Origin of the sequence: Streptomyces alanosinicus (assembly GCF_014650595.1) — a bacterium.
In the GTDB taxonomy this organism is placed as follows: domain Bacteria; phylum Actinomycetota; class Actinomycetes; order Streptomycetales; family Streptomycetaceae; genus Streptomyces; species Streptomyces alanosinicus.
The window spans coordinates 1-24,730 of record NZ_BMVG01000025.1; the positions used below are offsets into that span (position 1 = coordinate 1).

The following is a 24,730-nucleotide window of genomic DNA, read 5'->3' on the forward strand; positions in this document are numbered from 1 at the left end:
GCCTGGCTCAACGAGGCAGAACACTGCAGGTGACACGAACCGGATCACGGAACACTAGGCGGACTCCTTCCTCCTCCGCCGCCTTTTCGCCTTTTCTGTCTTTCCCTTTCTTCTGTCTCTCCGCCCGGGTCTGGTGGCGTGCTTCGGGCTGCCTCGCTCAGCCCCCTCCCACGGAACCGGATAGGCCATCCGAATCTGCTACGGTTGGCCACATCAACCGGATAATCTATCCGCATACGTGGAACGGGCTGGACGATGAAGCAGACAGCGCTGGTCACCGCAGGGACGGCGGGAATCGGGTTCGAGACCGCGTCGGGACTGGCCGAGGCGGGCTTCGAGGTCACCGTGGTCGGGCGGAACGCCGAGCGCGGCGCCCGCGCCGTCGACCGCATCAACGCCCTGGGACCCTTGCACTCCGCCCGGTTCCTGGCCGCCGACCTCTCCTCGCTCGACGCGGTCCGCGACCTGGCCGGCCGGATCCTCGCCGACGGCCCGCTGACCGTGCTGGTCAACAACGTCGGAGCGATGTTCCCGGACCGGCGGGACTCGGTCGACGGGATCGAGGCGACCTTCGCCGTCAACCACCTCTCGCCGTATCTGCTGACCGAACTGCTGCTGCCCGCCCTGCGAGCCGGTGCGCCCAGCCGGATCGTGAACGTCACCTCCGGCGCGGTCGGTGTCGCCAAGCGCGTGTTCGACGCCGTCGAGCCGCCGGGCGGCTACTACGGCTTCCACTGGTACGGCCGCGCCAAGCTCGCCCACCTCGCCCACACCCTGCAACTGGCCGGCCGACTCGACGGCACGGGCGTTTCGGTCTTCGCGGCGGACCCCGGCGGCGCCGCGACCGACATGACCAACGGCACCATGCGCGATGCGAAGATCGTCTCGCCGGGGCTGCGGCTGCTGTGGCCGCTGGTCCGGCGCAAGTTCGAACGCTCGACCGCGGGCCCCGCGTCCCTGGCGGCCAGATCCTCGGTCTTCGCCGCTACCGACGGCTCGCTGGCCGGCCGGACCGGCCTCGTCATCGGACCCCAGGCGCATCCGGTCGCCCCCTTCCGCCCGGCGACAGATCCCCACGTCGCCGAGGCCGTCCGCCGCCTCAGCGAGCGCCTCGCACCACTCACGGCGGCATGACGGTATGACGGCATGACGGCATTCGGAGCCGGTCGACGCTGAGCCGGGTGGTTCACCGCGGCGATGCGGATGAGCCATCCAGTTAGACTTCGTCCATGACGACCGCCCCCCTGCGCAAGGACGCCGCTCGCAACTGGGAACGGATCGTCTCGACGGCTCGCGATCTCGTCGACGAGGGCACACCACTACAGCTCAACGACATCGCCCGCCGCGTCCACCTCGGCGTCGGCACCGTCTATCGCCACTTTCCCACCGCCGAGGCGCTCCTGGAGACCGTCGCCGCCCCCACCCTGGAGGCCCTCGCCGCCCAGGGCGAGCAGGCGCTGGCCGACGACGACCCCGGGCGAGCCCTCGCCGGCTTTCTGCGCCGCACCATCGAGGCGCAGGTCACGGACGCCTCCCTGGCCCCGGTCAGCGCCGCGGCCACGGACGCGCTGCCCCGCACGACCGAGCTGAAGCGGACCCTGTCCTCGGTCGGCACCGAACTGCTCGCGCGGGCCCGCGACGCCGGGGTGGTGCGCGCCGACCTGACCTCTGCCGACCTGGTCCCGCTGATGTGCGGAGTCGCCTACGCCGCGAACGTCCACGGCGCCCCCGAAACCCGCCTCGAAACCGCCCGCCGCTATCTGACCGCCCTCCTGGAAGGCCTGTACGTCTCACGAGGCCACGGCGACCCAGGGCCGGCCTGACCCGCGTGACGCGGGCGGCTGCGCCCGGCCGCTCTAGCCGTTCTCCGTGCCGCCCCGTCTGCGTATGCCCCGGGTCACCATCGCCGTGACCGTGGCCAGACACAGACCCCCCACGACCAGCGGCGCGACCACGAACCACGGCGTCTCCCACAGGCCGCCCGCGTCCCCCGCGAAGAGCGCGGCGGTGGCGGTGAGGAAGAGCCCGGCGACCAGCCTCCCCGGCTGGAACTCATGACGCAGCACGGCTGACCTCCACCTCTCCCACACCGACCTCCAGCACGAGGTCCATCGTGCCCACGTCCTTGGCGCCCTGGGCCGGAGCCAGCGTCACGTCCGTGTGTCTGACCGGCTGCACGTCCACGTCCCTCCTGCTGCTCCCCGGCAGGCGGATGTCGCCCACCCCCACATCGATCTTCATCCGCACCGGCACATCCGCCGGCACGATCACCTTCAACTGCCCCGCACCCACGCGGGCGTCCGTCGCGACCGTCCGCCCCCTGCCCGGCCGTACCCGGCTCAGGTCCAGGGTGCCGCGCCCGGTGCCGAGGCCGTACTTCGGCTGCACCTGCTTCGTCGCCGTGGGCGCCCAGGAGGCGTCTCGCCAATGGGCGGTGATGTCCTTCGGCAGGGCCGAGGCCCCGGCGAGCAGCGCTGCGGTGATCATCGCCAGGAACACCGTCCCGGCTCCCGTGCGCCCCAGGAACGCGCTGACCATCAGGCCCAGTCCGAAGACGCCCAGCGCACACGCCAGACCGGTCTGCAGGCTGGTGCCCAGGGGATGCGTGTCCCAGGTCAGCCCGGTGCCCAGGCCGCCGGCCACCAGGGCGAGCAGGAACACCCAGCCGCCGATCCAGCGCGGGCCGCGCGGTCTCGGGGGCGCGGGGGACCGCTGCGCTCTGGAGCCCGGGTGGGTCCAGGGGATGGCCATGCCGACGTCGACCACCGAGGTGATGTCGCGCTCGCGGCCCTCTCCGGGCCCCCACAGATAGCCGGTGCCGCCGACATGTGTGCCGTCCTTGACGATCGGATCCCGCCACCACGACGGATAGATGGTGACGACCGGCGGTGCCTGGGCCTCCGGCGGGGCGTCGGCGGCGGCCTGCGCCGCGAGCGGGTCGGGACCGGGGGCGCCACGGCGCCGCGACCAGTACCCGGCACCCGCCAGCAGCAGCGAGAGCACCGTGGCGAAGGTCAGCACCGCGCCGTTTCTCAGCATGGTCAGGAAGATTCCGCAGCCGACCAGGGCGAACAGCACGGCGGCGAGCGCCTGGCCGTCTATCCGGCCCGTCAGGAGCTTGCGGACCTCGTTCTCCTCCTCGTCCTCGTACGGCACGAGGAGCCAGGCGAAGCCGTAGAAGATGAGGCCGATGCCGCCGGTCGCGGCCAGCACGGCCAGGGTGATCCGGAAGATCACCGGGTCCATGTCGGTCCGCCGGCCGAGCCCCGCGCACACACCCGCGATCATCCTGTGCCGGCGGTCGCGCCGGAACCGCTCGGGGGCATCGGCGGAGGAGTGCTCGTGGTCATGCGGCTGTGCGTCGGCGGGTGTGGTGGCGCCCGCGGCTGTGTCTGCGCCCGTGTCTGTGCCTGTGTCTGCGCCTGTGTCTGTGCCGGCCGCTCCCGTCCTCTCCGTCGCGGCGGGTGCGGCGTCCGTCGGTCCGGTGCCCGGGGCCGGGCGCGGGCCGGGGCCGGGTCCCGGACCCGTCGCGGCGTGCTCGTGATCCGTCATGCGTCCATGGTGACGGCCCGGCCGCCGCCACGGGAGTCGGGACGACCCTGGCCGAACCCTGAAATCGGCCCTGATGCAGGCCGGGGACCTGTTCGAGCAGCATCTGACCCTCCCGGCCCGGCGCCCCCGACCCGGCCCTGTGGAAGATCAGGGGCGTCTAGGGGACCGACCCTGATGCCCGGACCTGCGCGCCATGTGACCATCGTTGGCATGCCGGAAGCCGCAAGCCTGCCAGTCGACGACCCGCGGCCGCCGCGCAAGCTCTACCGCAGCAGCGACGGACGCTGGCTCGGCGGAGTTGCGCGGGGCCTCGCCGGGCACCTCGGGCTGCCCGTCATCTGGGTCCGGCTCGCGTTCGTCGGCCTGTTCATGGCCAACGGACTCGGCGCTCTGCTGTACGCGGCCTTCTGGTTCTTCGTCCCGCTCGGCGTCGGCGGCGTCGGCGATCACAAGCCGCCGCTGGCCGTGGAGACCGCGCCGGGCGGCCGCCGCAGACTCCTGGCCCGTAAGCCGGACCGCGGACAGATCGTCGCGCTGCTCCTCATGGTCTTCGTGTCCATGGTGTTCGTGAGCAGCGTCAATCTGACCAGCGCGGCCAAGGCCTATCTGCTGCCCGCCGTCCTCGTCATGGCCGGCGTCGCCCTCGTCTGGCGCCAGGCGGACAACGCCCGCCGGGCCCGCTGGGTCGAGGTCGGCAGCCGGCGCCGCACCCTCACCCTGCTGCGCGCGGCGGCCGGTGTCCTGCTCGTCACGGCCGGTGTCTCCGCCGTCTTCGTGCTGCAGGGCTCGGCCGCCCACCTCGGCGCGGTCCTCCAGGCGGCCCTCGCCGTCCTCGTCGGCATCGCGCTGCTGGCCGGCCCGTATCTGGTCCGGATGACCCAGGACCTGTCCGAGGAGCGCCTGATGCGCATCCGGGCCCAGGAGCGTGCGGAAGTCGCCGCCCATGTCCATGACTCCGTGCTGCACACCCTCACCCTGATCCAGCGCAACGCCGACAACGCGAACGAGGTGCGCCGCCTCGCCCGCGCCCAGGAGCGCGACCTGCGCACCTGGTTGTACAAACCGGAGGGCACCGGCAAGGACGAGGCCGACGAGCCGGACACGGTCGCCGAGGCCGTGCGGCGCAGCGCCGCCGAGGTGGAGGACAAGCACGGTGTGCCCATCGAGGTGGTCATCGTCGGCGACTGCCCGCTGGACGAGAGGACCGGCGCGCAGATGCAGGCCGCGCGCGAGGCGATGGTGAACGCCGCCAAGTACGGTGGCGAGGGCGGCGCCGTACAGGTCTATGCCGAAGTCGAGGGGAGGACGGTCTTCGTGTCCGTGCGCGACCGCGGTCCCGGCTTCGACCTCGACTCGATACCCGCCGACCGCATGGGCGTCAGAGAATCGATCATCGGCCGCATGGAGCGCCACGGCGGCACGGCCCGGCTGCGGTCGGTGCCGGGCGGCGGCACGGAGGTCGAGCTGGAGATGGAGAGGGTGGAGAAGACGTCATGAGCGACGCGACCGAGGCGAACGGCACGGCGGGAGCCGCCGAGACGGCCCGGACCGGGACGGCCGGGACCGGGGCTGCCGGCGGCGGCGCGGGCGGACGGCATGTACGGGTGGTCCTCGTGGACGACCACCGGATGTTCCGCACCGGTGTCCAGGCCGAGATCGGGCAGACCGCCGAGACCGGTGTCGAGGTGGTCGGCGAGGCCGCGGACGTCGACCAGGCGGTCACGGTCATCACGGCGACCCGTCCCGAGGTGGTCCTTCTCGACGTCCATCTGCCGGGCGGCGGCGGTGTCGAAGTGCTGCGCCGGTGCGCGGCGCTGACGGCGGACGTCGAGCGGCCCGTCCGCTTTCTCGCGCTGTCGGTGTCGGACGCGGCGGACGACGTGATCGGCGTGATCCGCGGCGGCGCCCGCGGCTATGTCACCAAGACCATCACCGGCACCGATCTGGTCGACTCGATCTTCCGCGTCCAGGAGGGCGACGCCGTCTTCTCCCCGCGGCTGGCCGGGTTCGTCCTCGACGCCTTCGCCTCCACGGACGCCCCGCCCGTGGACGAGGACCTGGACCGCCTCACCCAGCGCGAGCGCGAGGTGCTGCGGCTGATAGCCCGTGGCTACGCCTACAAGGAGATCGCCAAGCAGCTGTTCATCTCGGTGAAGACGGTCGAGTCCCATGTCTCGGCGGTCCTGCGCAAGCTCCAGCTGTCCAACCGCCATGAGCTGACCCGCTGGGCGACGGCCCGCCGCCTGGTCTGATCCCTGAAGGGGTCGGCCCTTATGCCACCCGGGTCGCGCCCGCGAACGGCATCAGGTCGACCGGGGCCAGCCGGACCGGCGCCGAGGGATTGGGTGCGTGGATCATCTGCCCGTTGCCCACGTAGATGCCGACGTGGCTGACCCCGGAGTAGAAGAACACCAGGTCCCCGGGCTGGAGTTCGGAGCGGGAGACACGCCGGCCCGCGTTGATCTGGGCGTAGGTGGTGCGGGGCAGGGAGATGCCGGTGGAGCGGTAGGCGGCCTGGACCAGGCCCGAGCAGTCGAAGGCGCTCGGGCCGGCCGCGCCCCACACATAGGGGCTGCCGAGTTTGGCGTAGGCGTAGGCGATGGCCGCCGAGGCGCGTGCGTTCGCGGTCGTGGCCGGCCCGGCCTGCTCCAGCGTGCCACGAGTGTCCGACGCCCACCGGGAGGCGCGATCCGGCGTGCTGCCGTCACCGGTGACCTCGGTCCGCTGCCGCGCGGTGAGCCCCGCGAGCAGCCGCCTGGCCTCGCCCAGCTTGCCGGTGATCGTCTTCTTCTGCCGTCTCAGCTGTGCCTGCCGCGACCGCAGCGAGGTCAGTTGGACGCGCGCGGCGCCACGCAACCGCTCGATCTCCCGCAGCTGTTCGCGTACGTCCGACACGGCGGCGGCCTGCCGGTCGCCGACCCGCTCCGTCAGCGCGGCGCCCTCCAGATAGCGGTCGGGGTCGCCGGACAGCGCGAGCTGCCAGGCCGGGGCGAAGCCGCCGTCGCGGTACTGCGCGGTCGCGAACGAACCGAGCGTGTCCCGGGCCGTGTTGAGCCCGTCCTGCTTGCGCGCGGTCTCGTCCCGCAGCGTGTTCAGCCGCCGCTGCGCCGAGTCGGTCTTCTCCTTGGCGCCGTCGTACTGCTCGGTCGCCGTCTCGGCCTCCTGGTACAGCTTGTCCACCTTCGCCTTCACCTGCGCCGGCGTCAGCTGTGGTTCGGCGTGCCCCGTGCCGTCGAACCCCGTCGCGGTGGCCGCGCCCGCCAGGGCGAGCGTGGCGGCCGTCCGGGCCGTAGGGCCACCGATCGAGCGTTGCCGGGGCTTGCGGTGCGCTGCCACCTGGACCGTCACGTCCTTCCGTACGACGCGTACGACCAAGGGGTCCGACCGCGCGGTCCGACCGAGTGGTCCGTACATCACGTCCGGCGGTGGCCCGCACAGGGGAGGCGGGCCACCGCCGGACCTTTCTCGGCGGTGGTGGCCGACTGCCGCCCTGGCCCGGGCGGCGGTGGGGAGCCGGTCACCTGGGGGAGGACGGTAGGCCTGGGTGTGACGAGCAGGTAACGAGGTGTACGGAACTGGCCCCGACAGACCGGGAAGTGACCGTATGTGACCACGCGGCCGATCTGGACTCGCCACCTTCACACAGCGTGATGACCGAAGCGTGGAAAGCGGGATGTGCGAGAGGTGTGGGGTGCTATGGGACGCGGATACGTACCCTGCCGTCCAGGGGGCTGTCGCCGACGAATTAGGCTCCGGCCCCATGGGCGTACTCATCCATCTCTTCGTCGGCCTGCACATCATCGGCATCGCCGCGCTGCTCGGCGGCTTCCTGACCCAGATGAAGGCGATGGGCCAGGGCACGGCCCGGTTCGTGCCCGGGATGCTGCACGGCGCGCTGACCATGCTGGTCACCGGCGTGATCCTGATCGGCCTCAACCAGGCCGACCACCACCACATCAACACCATCAAGATCGGCGTCAAGCTGGCGCTGCTGATCGTGATCCTCGGGCTGGTCTATGTGAAGCGCGACGAGGAGAAGATCGACAAGGGTGCGTTCGGGCTGGTCGGCCTGCTGACGATGGCGAACATCTTCATCGCCGTCCTGTGGACCTGACGGTCATCCGTCCCTGCCGCCGGCGCGGGCCACGCGCACCGCACCGGCGGCGACCGCGAGCCACACCGCCACCGCCACCCACAGCAGCACCCGTCCCGGTCATCTGAGCCACGGGACACCGACGGCCGTCGCCACGGACAGCGTCGCCGTCATCCCCATCGGGAACACCGTCGACCACCGGCGCAGGTCGTAGCCGCGCCGGGGCCGTGTCACCTCGGCGGCCAGCAGGACGACGTACCAGGCCAGATCCAGGACGAGCAGCGCGACCGTCACCGTGCGCAGCACGCCGCGGTCGTCGTCGTCCCACAGATACAGGCCCGAGTCCCCGGCGATGAGCAGTGTCGCCCCGGCGAGCGCCGAGATCGCGAGCGCCCCGCCCGCGATCCAGTGATCGCCCGCCCCCTCCAGCACCTGCCGCGGATCGAAACGGGCCAGTGCGAGGCCGTAGAGCACCAGTCCCAGCCAGAACAGCACCAGGGCGGCGTGCGCGAGCCACGCCGTGCGCTCGGCCGCGGCCAGCGTGGCGGCCAGCACGGCAAGCCCCTGTGTGGCCACACAACACAGGAACACCGCTCCCGGCATGCGCCGCCTCCAGTGGCGTACGACCAGCAGCAGCACCGGCCAGAGCAGCGCAGAAAGCGCCAGCAGCGCCTCGGCCAGGGGCTGCCGGCCCAGCGCCGAGATCCGGGTGCCGAGCACGGTGGTCGCGGCGACGGCGGTGAGCGCGCCGGGGCTTCCCGCCTCGGCCAGCCGGCGCCGGCGCCGGCCGACCAGCCGCAGGACGAAGTCGGCGGCCGGCGCCGCCCACGCGACGCAGGCCAACGCCAGGGCCGCCCGGAGACCGTCTCGGCGCCGGTGAGACGCAGTCCCACCGACAGGATGCCGGTCGCCATCACGGCGGCCCCGGCCGCGGGGGGGGCAGGTCCGCCCACCACGCACGCAGACCTGGGGTGCCGGGCATGCGCCCGATGCCAGGGAGCCGCGCGAACTCCACCCGGGAAGGGCACGCGCGCGTGGAGCGCGAAATGCCGGTACGCGTGCGTGGGGCTCAAGAACGCGGCACGCGCGTGGACGGCGAGCGGCGGGGGCGGACCCGGCGGTGGTCAGCCCGGTCGGACCACGCTGTGGATGATCGACTCACCGCCGTAGTAGATCGACTCCTCACGGACGTACGCGCCGGGCTTCGGGGCGTGGATCATCATGCCGTTGCCTATGTATATGCCGACGTGGCTGATGTCGTCGTAGAAGAAGACCAAATCGCCCGGCCGCGCATTCGCCAGGGAGACCGTGGTGCCCGTGTTGACCTGGTCGTACGTGGTGCGCGGAAGCGTGACCCCGGCGGCCTTCCAGGCGGCCTGGGACAGGCCCGAGCAGTCGTAGGAGTCCGGCCCGGTGGCGCCCCACACGTACGGCTTGCCTATCTGCGCGCGGGCGAAGGCGATCGCCTTCTCGGCCTTCGTGTCGTACGAGGTGGACGTCGAGGAGCCGCTCGAACCGGAGCCCGTGGAACCGGAGCCCGTCGAGCCGGAACCGGAGCTGGAGCCAGAGCCGGAGCCGGACGCCGTGGACGAGGACGAGGACGAGGACGACGAGTCGCGCTGCTGCTGCTCGGCCTGCCGCTTCGCCAGCTCGGCCGCCTTGCGCGCCGCCTCCTGCTGCTTCTCCCGCTCGATGGCGGCCAGCCGGGCCTTCTCCTGGGCCGTCAGCTGCGACAGCAGCTCGCGCGCGGAGGCGAGTTTCTTCTGGACGGTGGACTTGGCGGTCTGCAGCTCGTTCTGCGAGTCGGACAGGCTCTTCAGGCTCTGCGCGGCCTCGCGCCGCTTCTTCAAGGTCGCGGCCTGCTCGCCGATGTAGGCGTCGACCGCGCTCTTCTCCCGCGAGGTCATCCGGCTCATCAGCTGGGTCTGGTCGAAGTAGTCCTGCGGGTCGTTCGCCAGCAGGAACGTGGCCGTGTCGGGAGCGGAGGTGCCGGTGCGGTACTGGGCCGCGGCGAAGGAGCCCAGCTCCTCGCGGGCCTTGTTGAGGCGCTCCGTGCGCCGGGCGACGTCGTCGCGGAGCGTGTCGACACGCCCCCGCTGTTTGCCGGTGCGTTCTTTGGCGGCGTCGTACTTCTCGGTCGCCGACTCGGCCTGGCGGTAGAGGTCGTCGACCTTCTTCTCGACCTCCTCCAGGCTCGGCTTGGCGTGATCGGTTCCCGGGGCGGCCTCGGCGCTCTGTGAGAACACGGCCATGGAGGTGAGGGCGGCGGTGGCGAGGGCAGGGGTGCGGAGGCCCGCGCCGATGGTCCCGCCGGGGCGCGGCTTGCGATGCGACGCCAAGGGAGGCGACTCCTTCCAATGGGCCGCCTACCGGGTTAGCTGTCGGGTTCGGGCGGTGGTTCGGAAGGGTTGCCCTACGGCGTCGTCCCGGGCGGGAGTCGGCCGATTCACCCCGGGGTTCGGTGGGTCCCCGGCTCCGTGTGCCGTGCGGGCACGCCGGACTCGGCGGAGGCCGCGCGGCCCGGCGGGGTTCGCCGGTAGGGGTCGTACGGCCCGACCGCACGCTAGCCAACTCGTGTTGCTCCTGTGAAGGTTGGTGCGCGATATGTCCGATACATTTTCGTGACCTGAGGGCGGTTTCATGGCTGCGTCATCGGACGCTTCCGCAGCGTGAGCGGCTGGAGGGCCCTTCGGGCACCAAGATCAACTCTCCTCGAAACCGACCATGTTCCGGAGACGGTGACCGGTTGTCGGTGGGGCGCCCTAGACTCGGAGAGCGATGAGCAGCCTCTTTGACGACAGCTTCCTGGCGGACCTCCAGGCCCCTCGCGGGCGCGAGGAGGAGCCCCCGCCGCCGCCCGAGGACGATCACGCTCCGGAGCCGCTTCCGGACGATCTGTTCGGCGGGAAGTTCGACGTGCCGCCGGACCGGGACGCGTACTACCGCGACGGCGCCCCGCGCCCCGTCCTCGACGCCGCGGCGCTCCTGGAGGGGCTGAACGACAACCAGCGCGCCGCGGTCGTGCACGCCGGCTCCCCGCTGCTCATCGTCGCCGGTGCCGGCTCCGGCAAGACCCGTGTGCTCACCCACCGCATCGCCCACCTCCTCGCCGAGCGGAATGTGCACCCGGGCCAGATCCTCGCGATCACCTTCACCAACAAGGCCGCGGGCGAGATGAAGGAGCGCGTCGAGCAGCTCGTCGGCCCGCGCGCGCACGCGATGTGGGTGATGACCTTCCACAGTGCGTGTGTGCGCATCCTGCGCCGCGAGAGCAAGAAGCTCGGCTTCACCTCGTCGTTCTCGATCTACGACGCCGCCGACAGCAAGCGCCTGATGGCCCTGGTCTGCCGCGATCTGGAGCTCGACCCCAAGCGCTTCCCGCCGAAGTCGTTCAGCGCGAAGATCAGCAACCTGAAGAACGAGCTGATCGACGAGGAGGACTTCGCCGCACAGGCCACCGAAGGCTTCGAGAAGACCCTCGCCCAGGCCTACGCGCTCTACCAGTCACGGCTGCGCGAGGCGAACGCGCTGGACTTCGACGACCTGATCATGACGACGGTCAATCTGCTGCGCGCCTTCCCGGACGTCGCCGAGCACTACCGCCGCCGCTTCCGGCACGTCATGGTCGACGAGTACCAGGACACCAACCACGCCCAGTACGCCCTGGTCCGCGAACTCGTCGGCACGAGGGAGCACGACGAGGACGCGCCCCCGAGCGAGCACGACCTCCCGCCCGCCGAACTGTGCGTCGTCGGTGACGCGGACCAGTCGATCTACGCCTTCCGCGGCGCGACGATCCGCAACATCCTCCAGTTCGAGGAGGACTACCCGACCGCGACGACGATCCTGCTGGAGCAGAACTACCGCTCCACGCAGACCATCCTGTCCGCCGCCAACGCGGTCATCGAACGCAACGAGTCCCGCCGCCCCAAGAACCTGTGGACCAACGCGGGTGCCGGCGCGCGGATCACCGGGTACGTCGCCGACACCGAGCACGACGAGGCGCAGTTCGTCGCCGACGAGATAGACCGTCTCACCGACGCGGGCGAGGCCAAGGCCGGCGACGTCGCCGTCTTCTACCGCACCAACGCCCAGTCCCGTGTCTTCGAAGAGATCTTCATCCGCGTCGGCCTGCCCTACAAGGTGGTCGGCGGCGTCCGCTTCTACGAACGCAAGGAGGTCCGGGACGTCCTCGCCTATCTGCGAGTCCTCGCCAACCCCGAGGACTCGGTGCCGCTGCGCCGCATCCTCAATGTGCCCAAGCGGGGCATCGGCGAGCGCGCCGAGGCGATGATCGACGCCCTCGCCCAGCGCGAGAAGGTGAGCTTCCCGCAGGCCCTCAAGCGGGTGGACGAGGCGTACGGCATGGCCGCGCGCTCCACCAACGCGGTCAAGCGGTTCAACACGCTGATGGAGGACCTGCGCACGATCGTGGAGTCCGGCGCCGGACCGGCGACCGTCCTGGAGGCGGTGCTCGAACGCACCGGCTATCTGGCTGAGTTGCAGGCCTCCACCGATCCGCAGGACGAGACCCGCATCGAGAACCTCCAGGAACTCGCGGCAGTGGCCCTGGAGTTCGAGCAGGAGCGGGCCGAGGGCGAGGCCGGCACGCTGGCCGACTTCCTGGAGCAGGTCGCCCTGGTCGCCGACTCCGACCAGATCCCCGACGAGGACGAGGAAGGCTCCGGCGTCATCACCCTGATGACCCTGCACACCGCCAAGGGCCTGGAGTTCCCCGTCGTCTTCCTGACCGGCATGGAGGACGGCGTCTTCCCGCACATGCGCGCCCTCGGCCAGACCAAGGAGCTGGAGGAGGAGCGGCGCCTGGCGTACGTCGGCATCACCCGCGCGCGGGAGCGGCTCTACCTCACCCGCTCGGCGCTGCGCAGCGCCTGGGGCCAGCCGTCGTACAACCCGCCCTCCCGCTTCCTGGAGGAGATCCCGCCCGCCCATGTCGAGTGGAAGCGGACGGGAGCGACGGCGCCGGTGTCCTCCGGTCCGGCCGCCGGGATCGCGGCCTCGCTGTCCTCGACCCGCTCGCGTTCCTCGGCGTCGGGCGCGTCCGGATTCGCCACCCGGCGCACGGCGGAGAAGCCGGTCGTCGCGGTGGCCGTCGGGGACCGGGTCACCCACGACCAGTTCGGGCTCGGCACGGTCGTCGCCGTGAAGGGCACCGGCGCGAACGCGGAGGCGACGATCGACTTCGGCGACGCCAAGCCGAAGCGACTGCTGCTGCGGTACGCACCGGTGGAGAAGCTGTAAGCACGTAAGCCCTGGGGCCCTCGCCGTGTCGGCAAGGGCCCCAGGGCGCACGGGTCGCTCAGGTCGGATCGAGCCCGTGGCTGCGCAGCCACGGCAGCGGGTCTATCGCCGCCCCGCCCGCGGGACGCACCTCGAAATGCAGATGCGGACCCGTGGAGTTGCCGGAGTTGCCGGAGAAGGCGATCGGATCGCCGGCCTTGACGCTCGCGCCGGAGGCGACGCGGTAGCTGGACAGATGGCAGTACCAGGTCTCCGTGCCGTCCTTCGCCGTCACGATCATCATGTTGCCGTAGGCGCTGTTCCACTTGGTGGAGACGACGCCGTCGGTCGCCGCCATCACCGTGGTGCCGTACGAGACGGGGAAGTCGATGCCCGTGTGCACGGACATCCAGTTCACGCCCGCCTGGCCGAAGAAGGCGCTGAGCCCCTTCTGCGTGACCGGCAGCAAGAACTTCGGGCGCATCCGCTCCTTGAGCGCGGCCGCGGCGGCGGCCTTCTTCTTCTCCACCTGCTGATGGTTCTTGAGGTCGATGCGCTCCTGCGTCCGGCTCGCCCGGTCGGCGAAGTCATGGGCGCCGGCGGAGAGGGTCGTGAGCTGGGAGTCCAGTTTGCTGTTGGCGACCGACGGCTGGACCGCATGCGCGTCCGGGGCGGAGGCGGTGGTGTCCTTGCCGTCGTCGCTCAGCGCGCCGACTGAGGCGGCGGCGATCCCGGCGACCCCCACCACACAGGCCGAGGGCACGGCGATGGTCAGCAGTGCGGAGCGCTTGGCGGGCGTGCGCCGACGGGAACGCGCCGCACTGCGCGCCCCGGCGCGGGTCGCCGGCGCCGGCGCGGCCTCCTCCTGGTCGTCCAGCAGCTCGGGCATGGCGGGCAGCACGCCCGTGGCGCCCGACTCCTCGACGCCGGAAGGCTGTTCACCGAATCCGGCGTTCTCGTACGGCGTCCCGTCCTCGTACAGCGTCTGGTCCTGGTACGGCCTCTGGTCCTCGTACGGCACCTGATGCTCGTACGGCACCTGCGGAAAGGCGCTGGTGGGCGGCTGGGCGAACGGTTCGGCAGGCTGCTCGGTCCGGTCGGGTCCGGCCTGGCCGGCGGAGTTCCACTGCGTGGCGTCGTACGTGCCCGACTCGAAGGTCTGGGTGCCCCACTCCCACTGCTGGGTCGGGGCGGCGACGCCGGACTGGTCGGGCGGCAGCCAGGCGCCCGTGTCCCTCTCCCAGTGGGCGCCCCCCCAGCCGCCGGTGTCGTTGCCCGTCGCCTGGGCGGGGACCGTCCAGGCGGTGGTGTCGTGGAAACCGGAGTCGTAGGCGGCGTGGTGCTGGGCCGCGTACGGGTCGTAGTGCGGGTTCTGGCCGGTCTGCCACTGCGTGGTGTCGTACGCGCCGGTGCTCTGCTGACCGGGCAGGCTGCCGAAGAGCGGGTCGGTGGAGAAGGAGCCGGTGCCATCGGGGAAACCGGTGGCGCCGTAGCCGCCGTACGTGGTGAGGTCACCGTAGGGGGCTTCATGGCTTCCGTACGGCGCGTAGGGCGCTGCGGAGGCGTCCGAAGCCGGGGCCGGGGGGCTCATGGTCCCCGACGGGTGACGGTCGTTCACCAACTTCTCTTTCGCCTCGACAACAGGGGCTGCCAGAGCAGTGCGGTGACTGTACCCGCCGGTACCTGGGCGCGACAATCTTCAGCTGGTTTCGCGTGGACGGGAAACGGGCATTCGGCGGCGTTTCGGGGGACGCCGGACACGAGCTTGGCCAAGGGTTCGATTGGCGTTCGACATATGGTGACTGTTCGTCACCTGAATGTCACGCCACCGTCAGACCGCCGGCCATCCGCTCCCCGGGGTGCGCGGCGTCGAGGGCCTCGCGTATCCCGGCCGCGACGGCGGGATGCACGGGCAGGGCGAGATGCCCGATGCCGGTCACCCGGATGTTCTGCGCGTCGAGATCGGGATGTTCCAGACAGGCCGTCTCCAGCGGCACCATCACGACATCCAGGTCGCTCCAGAAGCTGACGAAGCGCGTACGGCAGCCGGGCGCGGGCCGGGTGAGTTCCTCGATCACTTCCGAACCGGGCCGCATCTGGCGCACGATCGGATGGGCGTTGGCCAGTGGCGCCGCGGTGGTCCCGGAGTGCGGGGTGCCCAGCGTGACGAGTGTGCGCACCCGCAGGTCACCGCCCTGGCGTTGCACGTAGTAGCGGGCGATCAGTCCACCGAGGCTGTGCCCCACGATGTCCACCCGGTCGCTGCCGGTGCGCTCGCAGATCTCCTCGACATGCCGGCCGAGCAGTTCGGCGGCGGCGCGGATGTCGCAGGTGAGCGGGGAGTAGTTGAGCGACACGACGCGTTGCGCGCCGTGCTGGGCGAGATTGCGGCGCAGCAGCACGAACACCGAGCGGTTGTCGATGAAGCCGTGCAGCAGCACCACCGGCGGGCCCGAGCGGACCGGCAGCTGGGCGGTGCCGTCCTGGGCCGGCAGGGCGGGTAAACCGCGCTCCTGGGCGAGACCGGTCGGATAGAGCATGAGATGGCCGGCCAGGATCGCGGCCTCCAGGGCGGTCGCCTTCAGCAGTGCCACGGACACTCCGGTCAGTCTGCCGGGCCACAGCCGGCGGCAGAACGGGAGGAAGAGCGGCAGTACCCCGGTGACCTTCATGGCCGACCTCCTGTCGGCACGCCGGAGGACGGCTCCATCCCCCGTGTGCCCTCATGTCCCATCATGTGATTTCCCCCTCGCTGCGCACCGTAAAACTGCCGGTTGCGGGATGCTGGAGATAACGTTCGTTCACTTCGCGGCGGGTGGCGGAACGCGCCAAAAGTGCGGTACTTGTCGTTACGGACGGAAGCGATCGCTTCCGTGGTCGTGTGATGGAGGCAGTGATGGGTGTGGCAGCCGGTCCGATCCGCGTGGTGGTCGCCAAACCGGGGCTTGACGGCCACGATCGCGGGGCCAAGGTCATCGCGCGTGCCCTGCGCGACGCCGGTATGGAGGTCATCTACACCGGTCTCCACCAGACGCCCGAGCAGATCGTCGACACCGCCATCCAGGAGGACGCCGACGCGATCGGTCTGTCCATCCTCTCCGGCGCGCACAACACGCTGTTCGCAGCGGTGATCGACCTGCTCAAGGAGCGCGACGCCGCGGACATCCAGGTCTTCGGCGGCGGCATCATCCCGGAGGAGGACATCCCGCCGCTGAAGGAGAAGGGCGTCGCGGAGATCTTCACGCCGGGCGCGACGACCGCGTCGATCGTGCAGTGGGTGCGGGAGAACGTACGTCAGGCGGCCGCCTCCGGCGGTTGAGCGGGCGGTCCGCCGTGCGGCGGCGCCAGCTCCTCGGCCATCTGCGCCCGCAATCGCAGCGTGGTCATCAGCCGTTGGAAGGCCTCCGCCCAGTACCCGCCGGCCCCCGGCGCGGCATCGTCCGGTTCGTCGGGTATCGCCAGCAGCCCCTCCAGCCGGACGGTCTCCGCCGGGTCCAGGCAGCGCTCGGCCAGCCCCATCACCCCACTGAAACTCCATGGGTAACTGCCCGCGTCCCGCGCGATGTTGAGCGCGTCCACGACCGCCCGGCCCAGCGGTGCGGCCCAGGGCACGGCGCACACCCCGAGCAGCTGGAACGCCTCCGACAGTCCGTGTGTCGCGATGAAACCGGCCACCCAGCCCGCCCGTTCCGCAGAGTCCAGGGCGGCCAGCAGCTTTGCCCGCTCGGCCAGCGAGACCGCGCCCGGACCGCCGGCCTCCGGCGCCGACGGCGAGCCGAGCAACGCCCTCGACCACGCCGCGTCCCGCTGCCGCACCGCGGCCCGGCACCAGGCCGCGTGCAGTTCGCCCTGCCAGCCGTCCGACACCGGCAGCGCCACGATCTCCTGTGCCGTCCGTCCGCCGAGCCGTCCGGGCCAGCTGCCGAGCGGGGCGGACTCCACCAACTGCCCCAGCCACCATGAGCGTTCTCCCCTTCCCGCCGGTGGTATGGCCACCACACCGTCCCGCTCCATGCCGGAGTCGCACTCGAGTGGTGGCTCGATGACGATCCCCGGCGCGCTCCGCGTACGGTCGAGGGCCACGCATGCCGCGGCCCGTACGGCCATGCGCGCGGCGAGCGCCGAAGCGGGCAGCGCCGACAGCAGTTCCGCCGCCGTCGCCCGCACGGTGCGGCCACGGTCGTCCAACGCCCGCTCCAGGAACGGCTCGTCCGCGGCGGACAGACCCGCGCGCAGCGAGTCGAGGAACATCAGCCGGTCCTCCGCCCGCTCCGCGGCCCAGGTCGACGCCAGCAGCTCGCGGGCGCGGGCGGGCGTGCCGGCGCGCAGCGCGCCCAGCAGGGCCACCCGCTCGGCGAACAGGCCCTCCCGCCACAGTCGGCGCACCGCCTCGGTGTCCCCGAGGTCGGGCAGCCTGGCACCGCCGCCGGGGGCCGCGCGCAGGGCGAACCGCCAGTCCGCGTTGAGCCGGGCCAGCCACAGCGCGCGCGGACCCGCGAACGCCAGCGCGGCGGGGCGCAGGTCCGTACGGCCACGGGCCGCGTCCAGCAGGGCGGGCAGCGCCTGCGGGGGCGCCGCGTACCCGCGCGCGTTGGCCGTCGCGAGCCACTGCGGGAGCAGCTCCATGAGGTCCGGCGAGCTGCCCCGGCGGCCGCTGCCGCTGCCGGCGGAACGGTCGGCCAGCAACGTGGCGAGCCTGCGGGCCGCGGCACCGGGCAGGGCCGGGCGCGGATCCTCGGGCGCCGGCTCCGGTCGGCGGGCCGCCCGCGCGGGCCGTAGCCCGGCCCGCCGCCGTACGGTCGCCATGGCGGCCTCGTCGAGCAGGGCGAGGGGAGCCTCCCGGCCGGATCCGCCGTATGCCGCGGGGCGCCGGTCGGTGCCGAGGAGAGCGGTGGTGACCAGGTCTTCCCAGGGGCTCGGGGCAGCCGCGGTGGCCGCGTCGGCCGAGGACGTCCCGTTCATCGCGTTCCCTTCCCTATTGCCTATGAGCGTTCGAGGGGTGCCGGTGCCGGTGCCGGTGCCGGCGCCGGTGTTTGTTGTCTGTCGTGTCGTGGAGGGGTCAGCACAGCGGTATCGCCTCGTCCGTGTGCTGCGGCCAGGCCGTGAGCGGGGTGAAGCCGCGGTGGCCGCACTCGCCGAACACCGTGACCGGGGCGCCACCGGACAGGGCGACCAGCCGCCACAGACCGGGGCGGGAGCGGGCGGCCCGGGTCAGCGGCAGCGCGCAGTCCGCGTCGGCGTCCGCCAGCTGCCACAGATCGCCGTCCGGGACCGGCACGACCCGGTCCAGCGTCACCGGCACCGACTCCAGCCACGGATCGGCGCGCAGTGCCTCGCCGTACCGGGCCACCGCCTCGGCCGTGGTCGTGCCGGGTGGGCGGAATGTGGCGGGGGCGGGCGGGGCGAACCGCTCGCCCAGGGCGGATCGGGGCTGACCGGCCCCCGGATAGGCGGACAGCTCCGCGTCCAGGGCCAGTCCGACCGGCAGGGTCAGCTCCGGAGCCCGGCCGGCCGCGCCGTAGGACAGCAGCAGTCGGGTGCCGCCCGAGGCGGCGCCGTGCAGCCATATCCGGCGGGTCGTCAGCTTCGGGTCCACCGAGTCGTACTGCGCGAGGACCAGCCAGTGGTCGCGGACCGGCGCCCCGTCCGCCGTGGCGGGCAGGCCCAGCCGGGAGCGGACCGTGGCCGCGAGGGCGTCCGGGAGCCGGTCGCGGCGCAGCCAGCCCTGGTCGAGCAGGTGCAGCAGCGCGCACTCCTCCAGCAGCCGGGCCGGCCAGCCCGCACCCGACGCGGGGATCGCCCCCAACTCCCTTGTCCGCGAGGCGAGTCCGGGAGCCTGCGCGTCGACCATGCGGGCCGCTGTCTCGTCCCACAGTCCGTACCCCGCCTGGCCGGCCGCGGCCAGGCCGCCGCGCAGCAGGTCCGCGAGGCGCTGCTCCAGCTCCGTCGCGCCCGCGGTGACCCGCTCGGCGCGGCGCTCGGCCCGCCGCCTCGCGGCCTCGGGGTCGGCGGTCGCGGCCTGGGAACTCTCCTCGGCCCGGGGCTGATCGGTCTCGGCTCGCTTGCGTCTGCCCGCGAGCCACTGCTCGGCCCACTCCGGCGGTTCGGCGGACGCCGGCACCGAGCCGTCGTCGCCCGCCCACAGCAGAAGCAGTCCGAGAGCGTGCTTGCACGGGAACTTACGGCTCGGGCAACTGCACTTGTACGCCGGACCGGCCGGATCGGCGAGGTCGGCCACCGTCTGATACGGCCTGCTGCCACTGCCCTTGCACAGCCCCCACACCGTCCCCTCTCCGCTCCCCGCCTCGGACCACGGACCGGCCGTGCCGAGCTTGCCCCCTGCTGTACGTGACGCGGCGTCAGGCGCCAGTGACAGCACCTGTTCCGCGCTCCAGCGCACCCCCTGCTCAGTCATGCCACCGACGGTAGGTCCCGCCACTGACAATCGGTCCGCTGCGGGCGTTCGTGCTGGTCAGAGCGATTGTCAGTGGCGTGGTGCACGGTGGATGCCAGACCGAACCGGCCGAGCTGGAGGGGGCCTCAGCCATGTCCGCCATGTCTGTCACATCCGCGTCCGCGTCCGCATCCTCACCCGTGTCCACATCCGCGTCCGCGTCCGAGCGGCCGACCACCGCCGAACCGGGCCAGGGCGAGAGCGCCCAGGCGCTGCGCCCGCACGCCGAGCACGCCTTCGCCGCCGAACTCACCGCTCTCGCCGCGCAGGACGACCGCCCGCGCCCCGCCCGCTGGAAGCTGTCACCCTGGGCGGTGGCGACGTACCTGCTCGGCGGCACCCTGCCGGACGGCACGGTGATCACACCCAAGTACGTGGGGCCGCGCCGGATCGTCGAGGTCGCCGTCACCACGCTCGCCACCGACCGCGCACTGCTCCTGCTCGGCGTGCCCGGCACCGCCAAGACCTGGGTGTCGGAGCACCTGGCCGCAGCCGTCAGCGGCGACTCCACGCTGCTGGTGCAGGGCACGGCCGGCACCCCGGAGGAGGCGATCCGCTACGGCTGGAACTACGCGCAGCTGCTGGCACACGGCCCGAGCCGGGACGCCCTCGTGCCGAGCCCCGTCATGCGCGCCATGGCCGAGGGCATGACGGCCCGGGTGGAGGAGCTGACCCGGATCCCCGCCGATGTGCAGGACTCACTGATCACGATCCTGTCCGAGAAGACCCTGCCCGTCCCTGAGCTGGGACAAGAGGTCCAGGCGGTCCGCGGGTTCAATCTCATCGCCACGGCCAACGACCGGGACAGAGGCGTCAACGACCTCTCCAGCGCGCTGCGCCGCCGCTTCAACACCGTGGTGCTGCCGCTGCCGGCGAGCGCCGACGCCGAGGTCGACATCGTCACCCGCCGGGTCGAGCAGATCGGCCGCTCCCTCGATCTGCCGGCCGTGCCCGACGGCATCGAGGAGATCCACCGGGTCGTGACCGTCTTCCGCGAGCTGCGCGACGGCATCACCGCCGACGGCCGCACCAAGGTGAAGTCGCCGAGCGGCACGCTGTCCACGGCCGAGGCGATCTCCGTCGTGACCAACGGCCTCGCCCTGTCCGCGCACTTCGGCGACGGTGTGCTGCGGCCGGCCGATGTCGCCGCCGGCATCCTCGGCGCCGTCGTGCGCGATCCGGCGGCCGACCGGGTCGTCTGGCAGGAGTACCTGGAGACCGTCGTCCGTGAGCGCGAGGGCTGGACGGACTTCTACCGCGCGTGCCGGGAGGTGAGTGCATGAACGACACACGGTGGCCCCAGGCCTACGCCTCCGGGCCGCTGCTGCTGGGGGTGCGGCATCACGGTCCCGGTTCCGCCCGCGCGGTCCGTGGCGCCCTCGACGCCGCCCGGCCGGCCGTCGTCCTCGTCGAGGGCCCGCCCGAGGCCGACGCGCTGATCCCGCTGGCCGCCGACCCGGGCCTGAGGCCCCCGGTCGCCCTGCTCGCCCATGCCGTGGACGAGCCAGGACGTTCGGCGTTCTGGCCGTTCGCCGACTTCAGTCCCGAATGGGTGGCGATCCGCTGGGCGTTGGAGCACGGCGTCCCGGCCCACTTCATCGACCTGCCGGCCGCGCACACGCTCGCCCGGGAGAAGGGAGAGCAGGACCCAGGAGCGAAGAGGGAGGGGGAGGTCCGGGGTGATCCGCTCGCCGTGCTCGCCGAGGCCGCCGGACACGACGATCCCGAACGCTGGTGGGAGGACATCGTCGAGCATCGGGGCCCGGGGGAGCGGGACCCCTTCGTCCCGTTCGCGGCCCTGGCGGACGCCATGGGCGCGCTCCGCGAGCGGTACGACGCCGGCGGACACGGCCGGGATCTCTTCCGCGAGGCGCACATGCGGCTCCGACTGCGCGCCGCTCGCAAGGAGTTCGGGGAGCAGGTGGCCGTGGTCTGCGGGGCCTGGCACGTGCCCGCGCTGCGCGAGAAGACCACCGTCGCCGCCGACCGGGCCCTGCTCAAGGGGCTGGCGAAGGTCAGGACCGATCTGACCTGGGTGCCCTGGACACACCGCCGGCTCGCCCGGTCCAGCGGATACGGCGCGGGTATCGCCTCGCCGGGGTGGTACGGCCATCTGTTCCACGCCCCCGACCGGCCGGTCGAGCGGTGGCTGACCAAGGTGGCCCGGCTGCTGCGCGAGGAGGACCGGATCGTCTCCTCCGCCCATGTCATCGAGGCCGTCCGGCTCGCCGAGACCCTGGCGGCGCTGCGCGGCCGCCCGCTGCCCGGACTGGGCGAGACCACCGACGCGGTGCGCGCGGTGATGGGCGACGGCTCGGACGTACCGCTGGCGCTGGTGCACGACCGGCTGGTGGTCGGGGACGTCCTGGGCGAGGTCCCGGAATCGGCGCCGGCGGTGCCGCTGCAGCGCGACCTGGCCCGGCAACAGCGAGCGCTGCGGCTCAAGCCGGCGGCGCTGGAGCGCGAACTGGAACTGGACCTGCGGGGCGACACCGACGCCGGACGCAGCAGGCTGTTGCACCGGCTGCGGCTGCTCGGTGTCGGCTGGGGCGAGCCCGCGCGGTCCCGGGGGAGCACGGGCACGTTCCGGGAGACCTGGCGGCTGCGCTGGGAGCCGGAGCTGTCGGTGCGGGTCGCCGAGGCGGGGGTGTGGGGGACGACCGTACTGGGCGCGGCGCAGGCCAGGGCCGAGGCGGACGCCACCGCCGCCTGCGCTCTCGCCGACGTCACCGCGCTCGCCGAGCGGTGTCTGCTCGCCGGGCTGCCAAACGCCCTGCCGGTCGTCATGCGGGTACTCGCCGACCGGGCCGCGCTCGACACGGACGTCGGCCATCTCGCCCAGGCCCTGCCCGCCCTCGTCCGCTCGCTGCGCTACGGCGATGTGCGCGGCACGGACACCGGTGCGCTGGCCGGCGTCGCCATGGGCCTCGCCGAACGCGTCTTCGTCGGACTGCCCCCGGCGTGCGCCGCGCTCGACAGGGACGCGGCGGACGAGATGCGCGGCCATGTGGACGCCGTGCACTCGGCGGTGGGTCTGCTGACGGAGACGCGCGCCGGTGCTGTTGCCGGTGGCGCCGCCGCTGCCGGTTCCGGTCCCTTCGGCGCCGGTCCCGGAGGCGGGCTGCGGGACCGCTGGCGCGCCGTGCTGCGGGCGTTGTCGTCGCGGGACAGCGTGCCCGGTGTGCTCCGGGGACGGGCGGTGCGGCTGTTGCTGGACGACGGCGCGCTGCGGTCCGAGGAGGCCGCGCGGCTGATGGGGCTCGCGCTGTCGCCGGGGACTGCGCCCGCCGACGCGGCCGCCTGGATCGAGGGCTTCGTCGGCGGCGGTGGCGGACTGCTGCTGGTGCACGACGAGCGGCTGCTCGCCCTGGTGGACGGCTGGCTGAGGGGGGTGTCGGGGGAGGCGTTCACGGACGTACTGCCGCTGCTGCGGCGGACCTTCGCGGCGTATGAGCCGGGGGTGCGCAGAACGCTCGGCGAACTGGTCCGGCGCGGACCGGCTGACCGTGCGGCCGGCCGGGCGGCCCACGGCGCTGTGACCCCCGGCTTCGCCGCCGAGCCGGACACCGGGCGCGCCGACGCCGTACTGCCGGTGCTGCGTCTGCTGCTCGGCCTGGACGACGACAGCGACATGAGGGACGACAACATCCTTGCGGGGGTGGGGGTATGAGGACCGAGTCGATACCTGCGGGCGACCTGGGCGATCCGGGCGACCTGGGCGATCCGGCGCGGGAGCGGCTGCGCCGCTGGCGGCTGGTGCTCGGCGGAGAGCAGGCCGACGGCACCGGATGCGCGCTGTCCGGGCGGGACGCGGCGATGGACGGCACGCTCGCCGCGCTCTACGGCAAGGGGGACAGAGCGCAGACGGGCCGGGACCGTTCGGCGGGACTGGGCGCCTCGGCGCCGTCCGTGGCCCGCTGGCTCGGTGACATCCGCACCTACTTCCCGGCCTCCGTCGTCCAGGTCATGCAGTGCGACGCCATCGACCGGCTCGGTCTTGCCGCGCTGCTGCTGGAGCCGGAGATGCTGGAAGCGGTGGAGGCGGACGTGCACCTGGTCGGCACGCTGCTCTCGCTGAACAAGGCGATGCCGGAGACGACGAGGGAGACGGCACGCGCGGTCGTGCGCAAGGTCGTCGAGGACCTGGAGAAGCGACTCGCGACCCGTACCCGGGCCACCCTCGACGGCGCTCTCGACCGCAGCGCGCGGATCAGCCGCCCGCGCCATCACGACATCGACTGGAACCGCACCATCGCGGCCAACCTCAAGCACTATCTGCCCGAGTACCGCACGGTGGTGCCGGAGCGGCTCGTCGGATACGGACGCGCCGCGCGGGCGGTGAAGAAGGACGTCGTGCTCTGTATCGACCAGTCCGGGTCCATGGCCGCGTCGGTGGTGCACGCGTCCGTCTTCGGCGCGGTCCTCGCCTCCATGCGGTCGATCAGCACCCGGCTGGTCGTCTTCGACACGGCGGTGGTCGACCTCACCGACCGACTGGACGACCCGGTCGACGTCCTTTTCGGTGTCCAGCTCGGCGGTGGCACGGACATCAACCGGGCGCTGGCCTACTGCCAGTCGCAGATCACCCGGCCCGCCGAGACGGTCGTGGTGCTGATCAGCGATCTCTACGAGGGCGGTATCCGCGACGAGATGCTCAAGCGGGTGGCGGCGATGAAGGCGTCCGGGGTGCAGTTCGTGGCGCTGCTCGCGCTGTCGGACGAGGGCGCGCCCGCGTACGACCGGGAGCACGCGGCGGCGCTGGCCGCGCTCGGGGCACCGGCCTTCGCCTGCACGCCCGATCTGTTCCCCGAGGTCATGGCCGCGGCACTCGAAAGGCGTCCCTTGCCGATACCGGACAGCGGGTGACGCCGGCTGGACAGCGGGGGCCGACCTGCCCACCCGTACAAGCCCCGCCCATCGCCCCCTGCCCCCCCCGGGGCGACCGGCGCGGTCACCCGTACGGCCGTACCGACGTACCGACGTACCGACGTACCGACGTCCGCGCGCTTCGGGACCGGACGGCGTGCGGTGCCTCGTGCCGGGCATCCGATAGCAGAGCCGAGCGCGTCCCGTACCGGCGACACGTGGCCCGACATGCCCCGTGGGGCGTCCGGATCCGGGCGGCCGAATGCCGTCGGCCTGTCCGGCCGGGCCCCGCGGCTCGGGCGGCTGGTCCCCGTTGGGGTGGGGATCAACCGCCCCGGCCCCGGAGACCACCGGGGCCGCCCCAGAGGCCTCACCGGGTCAACCCCAGCCCGGTGAGGTCTCGCACATCGCCGTGGGCATTGCCGTGACAGCGCCGTGGACATCGCCTGGACATTGCCGTGAACATCGTCGCGAAGCCCCTGATCCCACGGCTCGCCCGGCACGCCGTGCCAGGAGACCCGGCA

General features: G+C 72.5%; 18 protein-coding genes, 1 pseudogene and 1 riboswitch. Of the genes and pseudogenes, 10 read left to right on the forward strand and 9 right to left on the reverse strand.

From position 1 onward, the window contains the following. Positions 1 to 255 precede the first annotated feature (255 nt). Both IE277_RS33190 and IE277_RS33195 read left to right on the forward strand, forming a co-directional pair. Entirely contained in the window at positions 256 to 1,134 is an 879-nt protein-coding gene (locus tag IE277_RS33190) for an SDR family NAD(P)-dependent oxidoreductase (protein ID WP_189957439.1), read from the forward strand. Positions 1,135 to 1,229: 95 nt separating this feature from the next. After that, positions 1,230 to 1,823, forward strand: coding sequence for a TetR/AcrR family transcriptional regulator (locus tag IE277_RS33195; protein ID WP_189957440.1), 594 nt, complete (start codon positions 1,230 to 1,232; stop codon positions 1,821 to 1,823). Between the two features lie 33 nt (positions 1,824 to 1,856). Here IE277_RS33195 and IE277_RS33200 read toward each other — a convergent pair whose 3' ends face one another. After that, complete coding sequence (locus IE277_RS33200) at positions 1,857 to 2,066, reverse strand: hypothetical protein (protein WP_189957441.1); 210 nt, start codon at positions 2,064 to 2,066, stop codon at positions 1,857 to 1,859. Beyond that, positions 2,053 to 3,552: a PspC domain-containing protein gene (locus IE277_RS33205; RefSeq protein WP_189957442.1), complete on the reverse strand. Its 1,500-nt coding sequence runs from the start codon at positions 3,550 to 3,552 to the stop codon at positions 2,053 to 2,055. The genes IE277_RS33200 and IE277_RS33205 overlap by 14 nt, the downstream gene beginning before the upstream one ends. Positions 3,553 to 3,762: 210 nt before the next feature. Between IE277_RS33205 and IE277_RS33210 the strand changes: the two genes are divergently transcribed. After that, a complete protein-coding gene (locus IE277_RS33210) occupies positions 3,763 to 5,049 on the forward strand; it encodes an ATP-binding protein (RefSeq protein ID WP_229882145.1) in 1,287 nt (428 codons plus the stop codon). Next, positions 5,046 to 5,804, forward strand: a complete 759-nt coding sequence (locus IE277_RS33215; protein ID WP_189957444.1) for a LuxR C-terminal-related transcriptional regulator — start codon at positions 5,046 to 5,048, stop codon at positions 5,802 to 5,804. The genes IE277_RS33210 and IE277_RS33215 overlap by 4 nt, the downstream gene beginning before the upstream one ends. 19 nt (positions 5,805 to 5,823) lie before the next feature. On the opposite strand, the gene IE277_RS33220 is transcribed toward IE277_RS33215, so the two are convergent. Beyond that, positions 5,824 to 6,888, reverse strand: a complete 1,065-nt coding sequence (locus tag IE277_RS33220) for a C40 family peptidase (protein ID WP_189957519.1) — start codon at positions 6,886 to 6,888, stop codon at positions 5,824 to 5,826. Positions 6,889 to 7,312: 424 nt separating this feature from the next. Here IE277_RS33220 and IE277_RS33225 point away from each other — a divergent pair, with 424 nt between their 5' ends. After that, positions 7,313 to 7,666: a hypothetical protein gene (locus IE277_RS33225; protein WP_189957445.1), complete on the forward strand. Its 354-nt coding sequence runs from the start codon at positions 7,313 to 7,315 to the stop codon at positions 7,664 to 7,666. 3 nt (positions 7,667 to 7,669) lie between these two features. Here the strand turns inward: IE277_RS33225 and IE277_RS33230 are convergent. Continuing rightward, positions 7,670 to 8,627: pseudogene (locus IE277_RS33230) on the reverse strand (tellurite resistance/C4-dicarboxylate transporter family protein). A 142-nt stretch (positions 8,628 to 8,769) separates the two neighbouring features. Next, positions 8,770 to 9,984 (reverse strand): C40 family peptidase, encoded by a 1,215-nt coding sequence (locus IE277_RS33235; RefSeq protein WP_189957446.1) that lies wholly within the window; start codon positions 9,982 to 9,984, stop codon positions 8,770 to 8,772. A gap of 7 nt (positions 9,985 to 9,991) precedes the next feature. After that, a riboswitch (cyclic di-AMP (ydaO/yuaA leader) is annotated at positions 9,992 to 10,162 on the reverse strand. Between the two features lie 261 nt (positions 10,163 to 10,423). On the opposite strand from IE277_RS33235, the gene pcrA reads away from it, so the two are divergent. Beyond that, a complete protein-coding gene (gene pcrA / locus IE277_RS33240; protein ID WP_189957447.1) occupies positions 10,424 to 12,907 on the forward strand; it encodes a DNA helicase PcrA in 2,484 nt (827 codons plus the stop codon). A 58-nt stretch (positions 12,908 to 12,965) separates the two neighbouring features. Here the strand turns inward: pcrA and IE277_RS33245 are convergent, their stop codons facing one another. Both IE277_RS33245 and IE277_RS33250 read right to left on the reverse strand, forming a co-directional pair. Then, positions 12,966 to 14,504, reverse strand: coding sequence for a M23 family metallopeptidase (locus IE277_RS33245; RefSeq protein ID WP_189957448.1), 1,539 nt, complete (start codon positions 14,502 to 14,504; stop codon positions 12,966 to 12,968). Positions 14,505 to 14,706: 202 nt separating this feature from the next. Continuing rightward, on the reverse strand, positions 14,707 to 15,558 hold the full coding sequence (locus tag IE277_RS33250; protein WP_189957449.1) for an esterase/lipase family protein: 852 nt from the start codon (positions 15,556 to 15,558) through the stop codon (positions 14,707 to 14,709). A gap of 224 nt (positions 15,559 to 15,782) precedes the next feature. On the opposite strand from IE277_RS33250, the gene icmB reads away from it, so the two are divergent. Continuing rightward, entirely contained in the window at positions 15,783 to 16,205 is a 423-nt protein-coding gene (gene icmB / locus IE277_RS33255; RefSeq protein ID WP_189957450.1) for a coenzyme B12-dependent isobutyryl CoA mutase small subunit, read from the forward strand. Here icmB and IE277_RS33260 read toward each other — a convergent pair. Further along, complete coding sequence (locus IE277_RS33260) at positions 16,181 to 17,848, reverse strand: DUF5691 domain-containing protein (protein WP_189957451.1); 1,668 nt, start codon at positions 17,846 to 17,848, stop codon at positions 16,181 to 16,183. The genes icmB and IE277_RS33260 overlap by 25 nt on opposite strands. Positions 17,849 to 17,945: 97 nt before the next feature. Then, positions 17,946 to 19,301: an SWIM zinc finger family protein gene (locus tag IE277_RS33265; protein WP_189957452.1), complete on the reverse strand. Its 1,356-nt coding sequence runs from the start codon at positions 19,299 to 19,301 to the stop codon at positions 17,946 to 17,948. 140 nt (positions 19,302 to 19,441) lie between these two features. On the opposite strand from IE277_RS33265, the gene IE277_RS33270 reads away from it, so the two are divergent. The 3 genes from IE277_RS33270 to IE277_RS33280 are packed head-to-tail and all read left to right on the forward strand — an operon-like array spanning position 19,442 to position 24,206. Further along, a complete protein-coding gene (locus IE277_RS33270) occupies positions 19,442 to 20,623 on the forward strand; it encodes an ATP-binding protein (RefSeq protein ID WP_373310943.1) in 1,182 nt (393 codons plus the stop codon). Further along, entirely contained in the window at positions 20,620 to 23,010 is a 2,391-nt protein-coding gene (locus IE277_RS33275) for a DUF5682 family protein (protein WP_189957454.1), read from the forward strand. The genes IE277_RS33270 and IE277_RS33275 overlap by 4 nt, the downstream gene beginning before the upstream one ends. Then, positions 23,007 to 24,206, forward strand: a complete 1,200-nt coding sequence (locus IE277_RS33280) for a VWA domain-containing protein (RefSeq protein WP_189957455.1) — start codon at positions 23,007 to 23,009, stop codon at positions 24,204 to 24,206. Before IE277_RS33275 ends, IE277_RS33280 begins: the two co-directional genes overlap by 4 nt. Positions 24,207 to 24,730: the final 524 nt, after the last annotated feature.

Excerpts from the sequence above, each read along its gene's own strand:
- IE277_RS33215 (WP_189957444.1), top strand. The coding sequence starts at position 5,046 with ATGAGCGACGCGACCGAGGCGAACGGCACGGCGGGAGCCGCCGAGACG.
- IE277_RS33250 (WP_189957449.1), bottom strand. The coding sequence starts at position 15,558 with ATGAAGGTCACCGGGGTACTGCCGCTCTTCCTCCCGTTCTGCCGCCGG.
- icmB (WP_189957450.1), top strand. The coding sequence starts at position 15,783 with ATGGGTGTGGCAGCCGGTCCGATCCGCGTGGTGGTCGCCAAACCGGGG.
- pcrA (WP_189957447.1), top strand. The coding sequence starts at position 10,424 with ATGAGCAGCCTCTTTGACGACAGCTTCCTGGCGGACCTCCAGGCCCCT.
- IE277_RS33280 (WP_189957455.1), top strand. The coding sequence starts at position 23,007 with ATGAGGACCGAGTCGATACCTGCGGGCGACCTGGGCGATCCGGGCGAC.
- IE277_RS33190 (WP_189957439.1), top strand. The coding sequence starts at position 256 with ATGAAGCAGACAGCGCTGGTCACCGCAGGGACGGCGGGAATCGGGTTC.
- IE277_RS33275 (WP_189957454.1), top strand. The coding sequence starts at position 20,620 with ATGAACGACACACGGTGGCCCCAGGCCTACGCCTCCGGGCCGCTGCTG.
- IE277_RS33270 (WP_373310943.1), top strand. The coding sequence starts at position 19,442 with ATGTCTGTCACATCCGCGTCCGCGTCCGCATCCTCACCCGTGTCCACA.
- IE277_RS33205 (WP_189957442.1), bottom strand. The coding sequence starts at position 3,552 with ATGACGGATCACGAGCACGCCGCGACGGGTCCGGGACCCGGCCCCGGC.
- IE277_RS33265 (WP_189957452.1), bottom strand. The coding sequence starts at position 19,301 with ATGACTGAGCAGGGGGTGCGCTGGAGCGCGGAACAGGTGCTGTCACTG.
- IE277_RS33225 (WP_189957445.1), top strand. The coding sequence starts at position 7,313 with ATGGGCGTACTCATCCATCTCTTCGTCGGCCTGCACATCATCGGCATC.
- IE277_RS33260 (WP_189957451.1), bottom strand. The coding sequence starts at position 17,848 with ATGAACGGGACGTCCTCGGCCGACGCGGCCACCGCGGCTGCCCCGAGC.
- IE277_RS33195 (WP_189957440.1), top strand. The coding sequence starts at position 1,230 with ATGACGACCGCCCCCCTGCGCAAGGACGCCGCTCGCAACTGGGAACGG.
- IE277_RS33210 (WP_229882145.1), top strand. The coding sequence starts at position 3,763 with ATGCCGGAAGCCGCAAGCCTGCCAGTCGACGACCCGCGGCCGCCGCGC.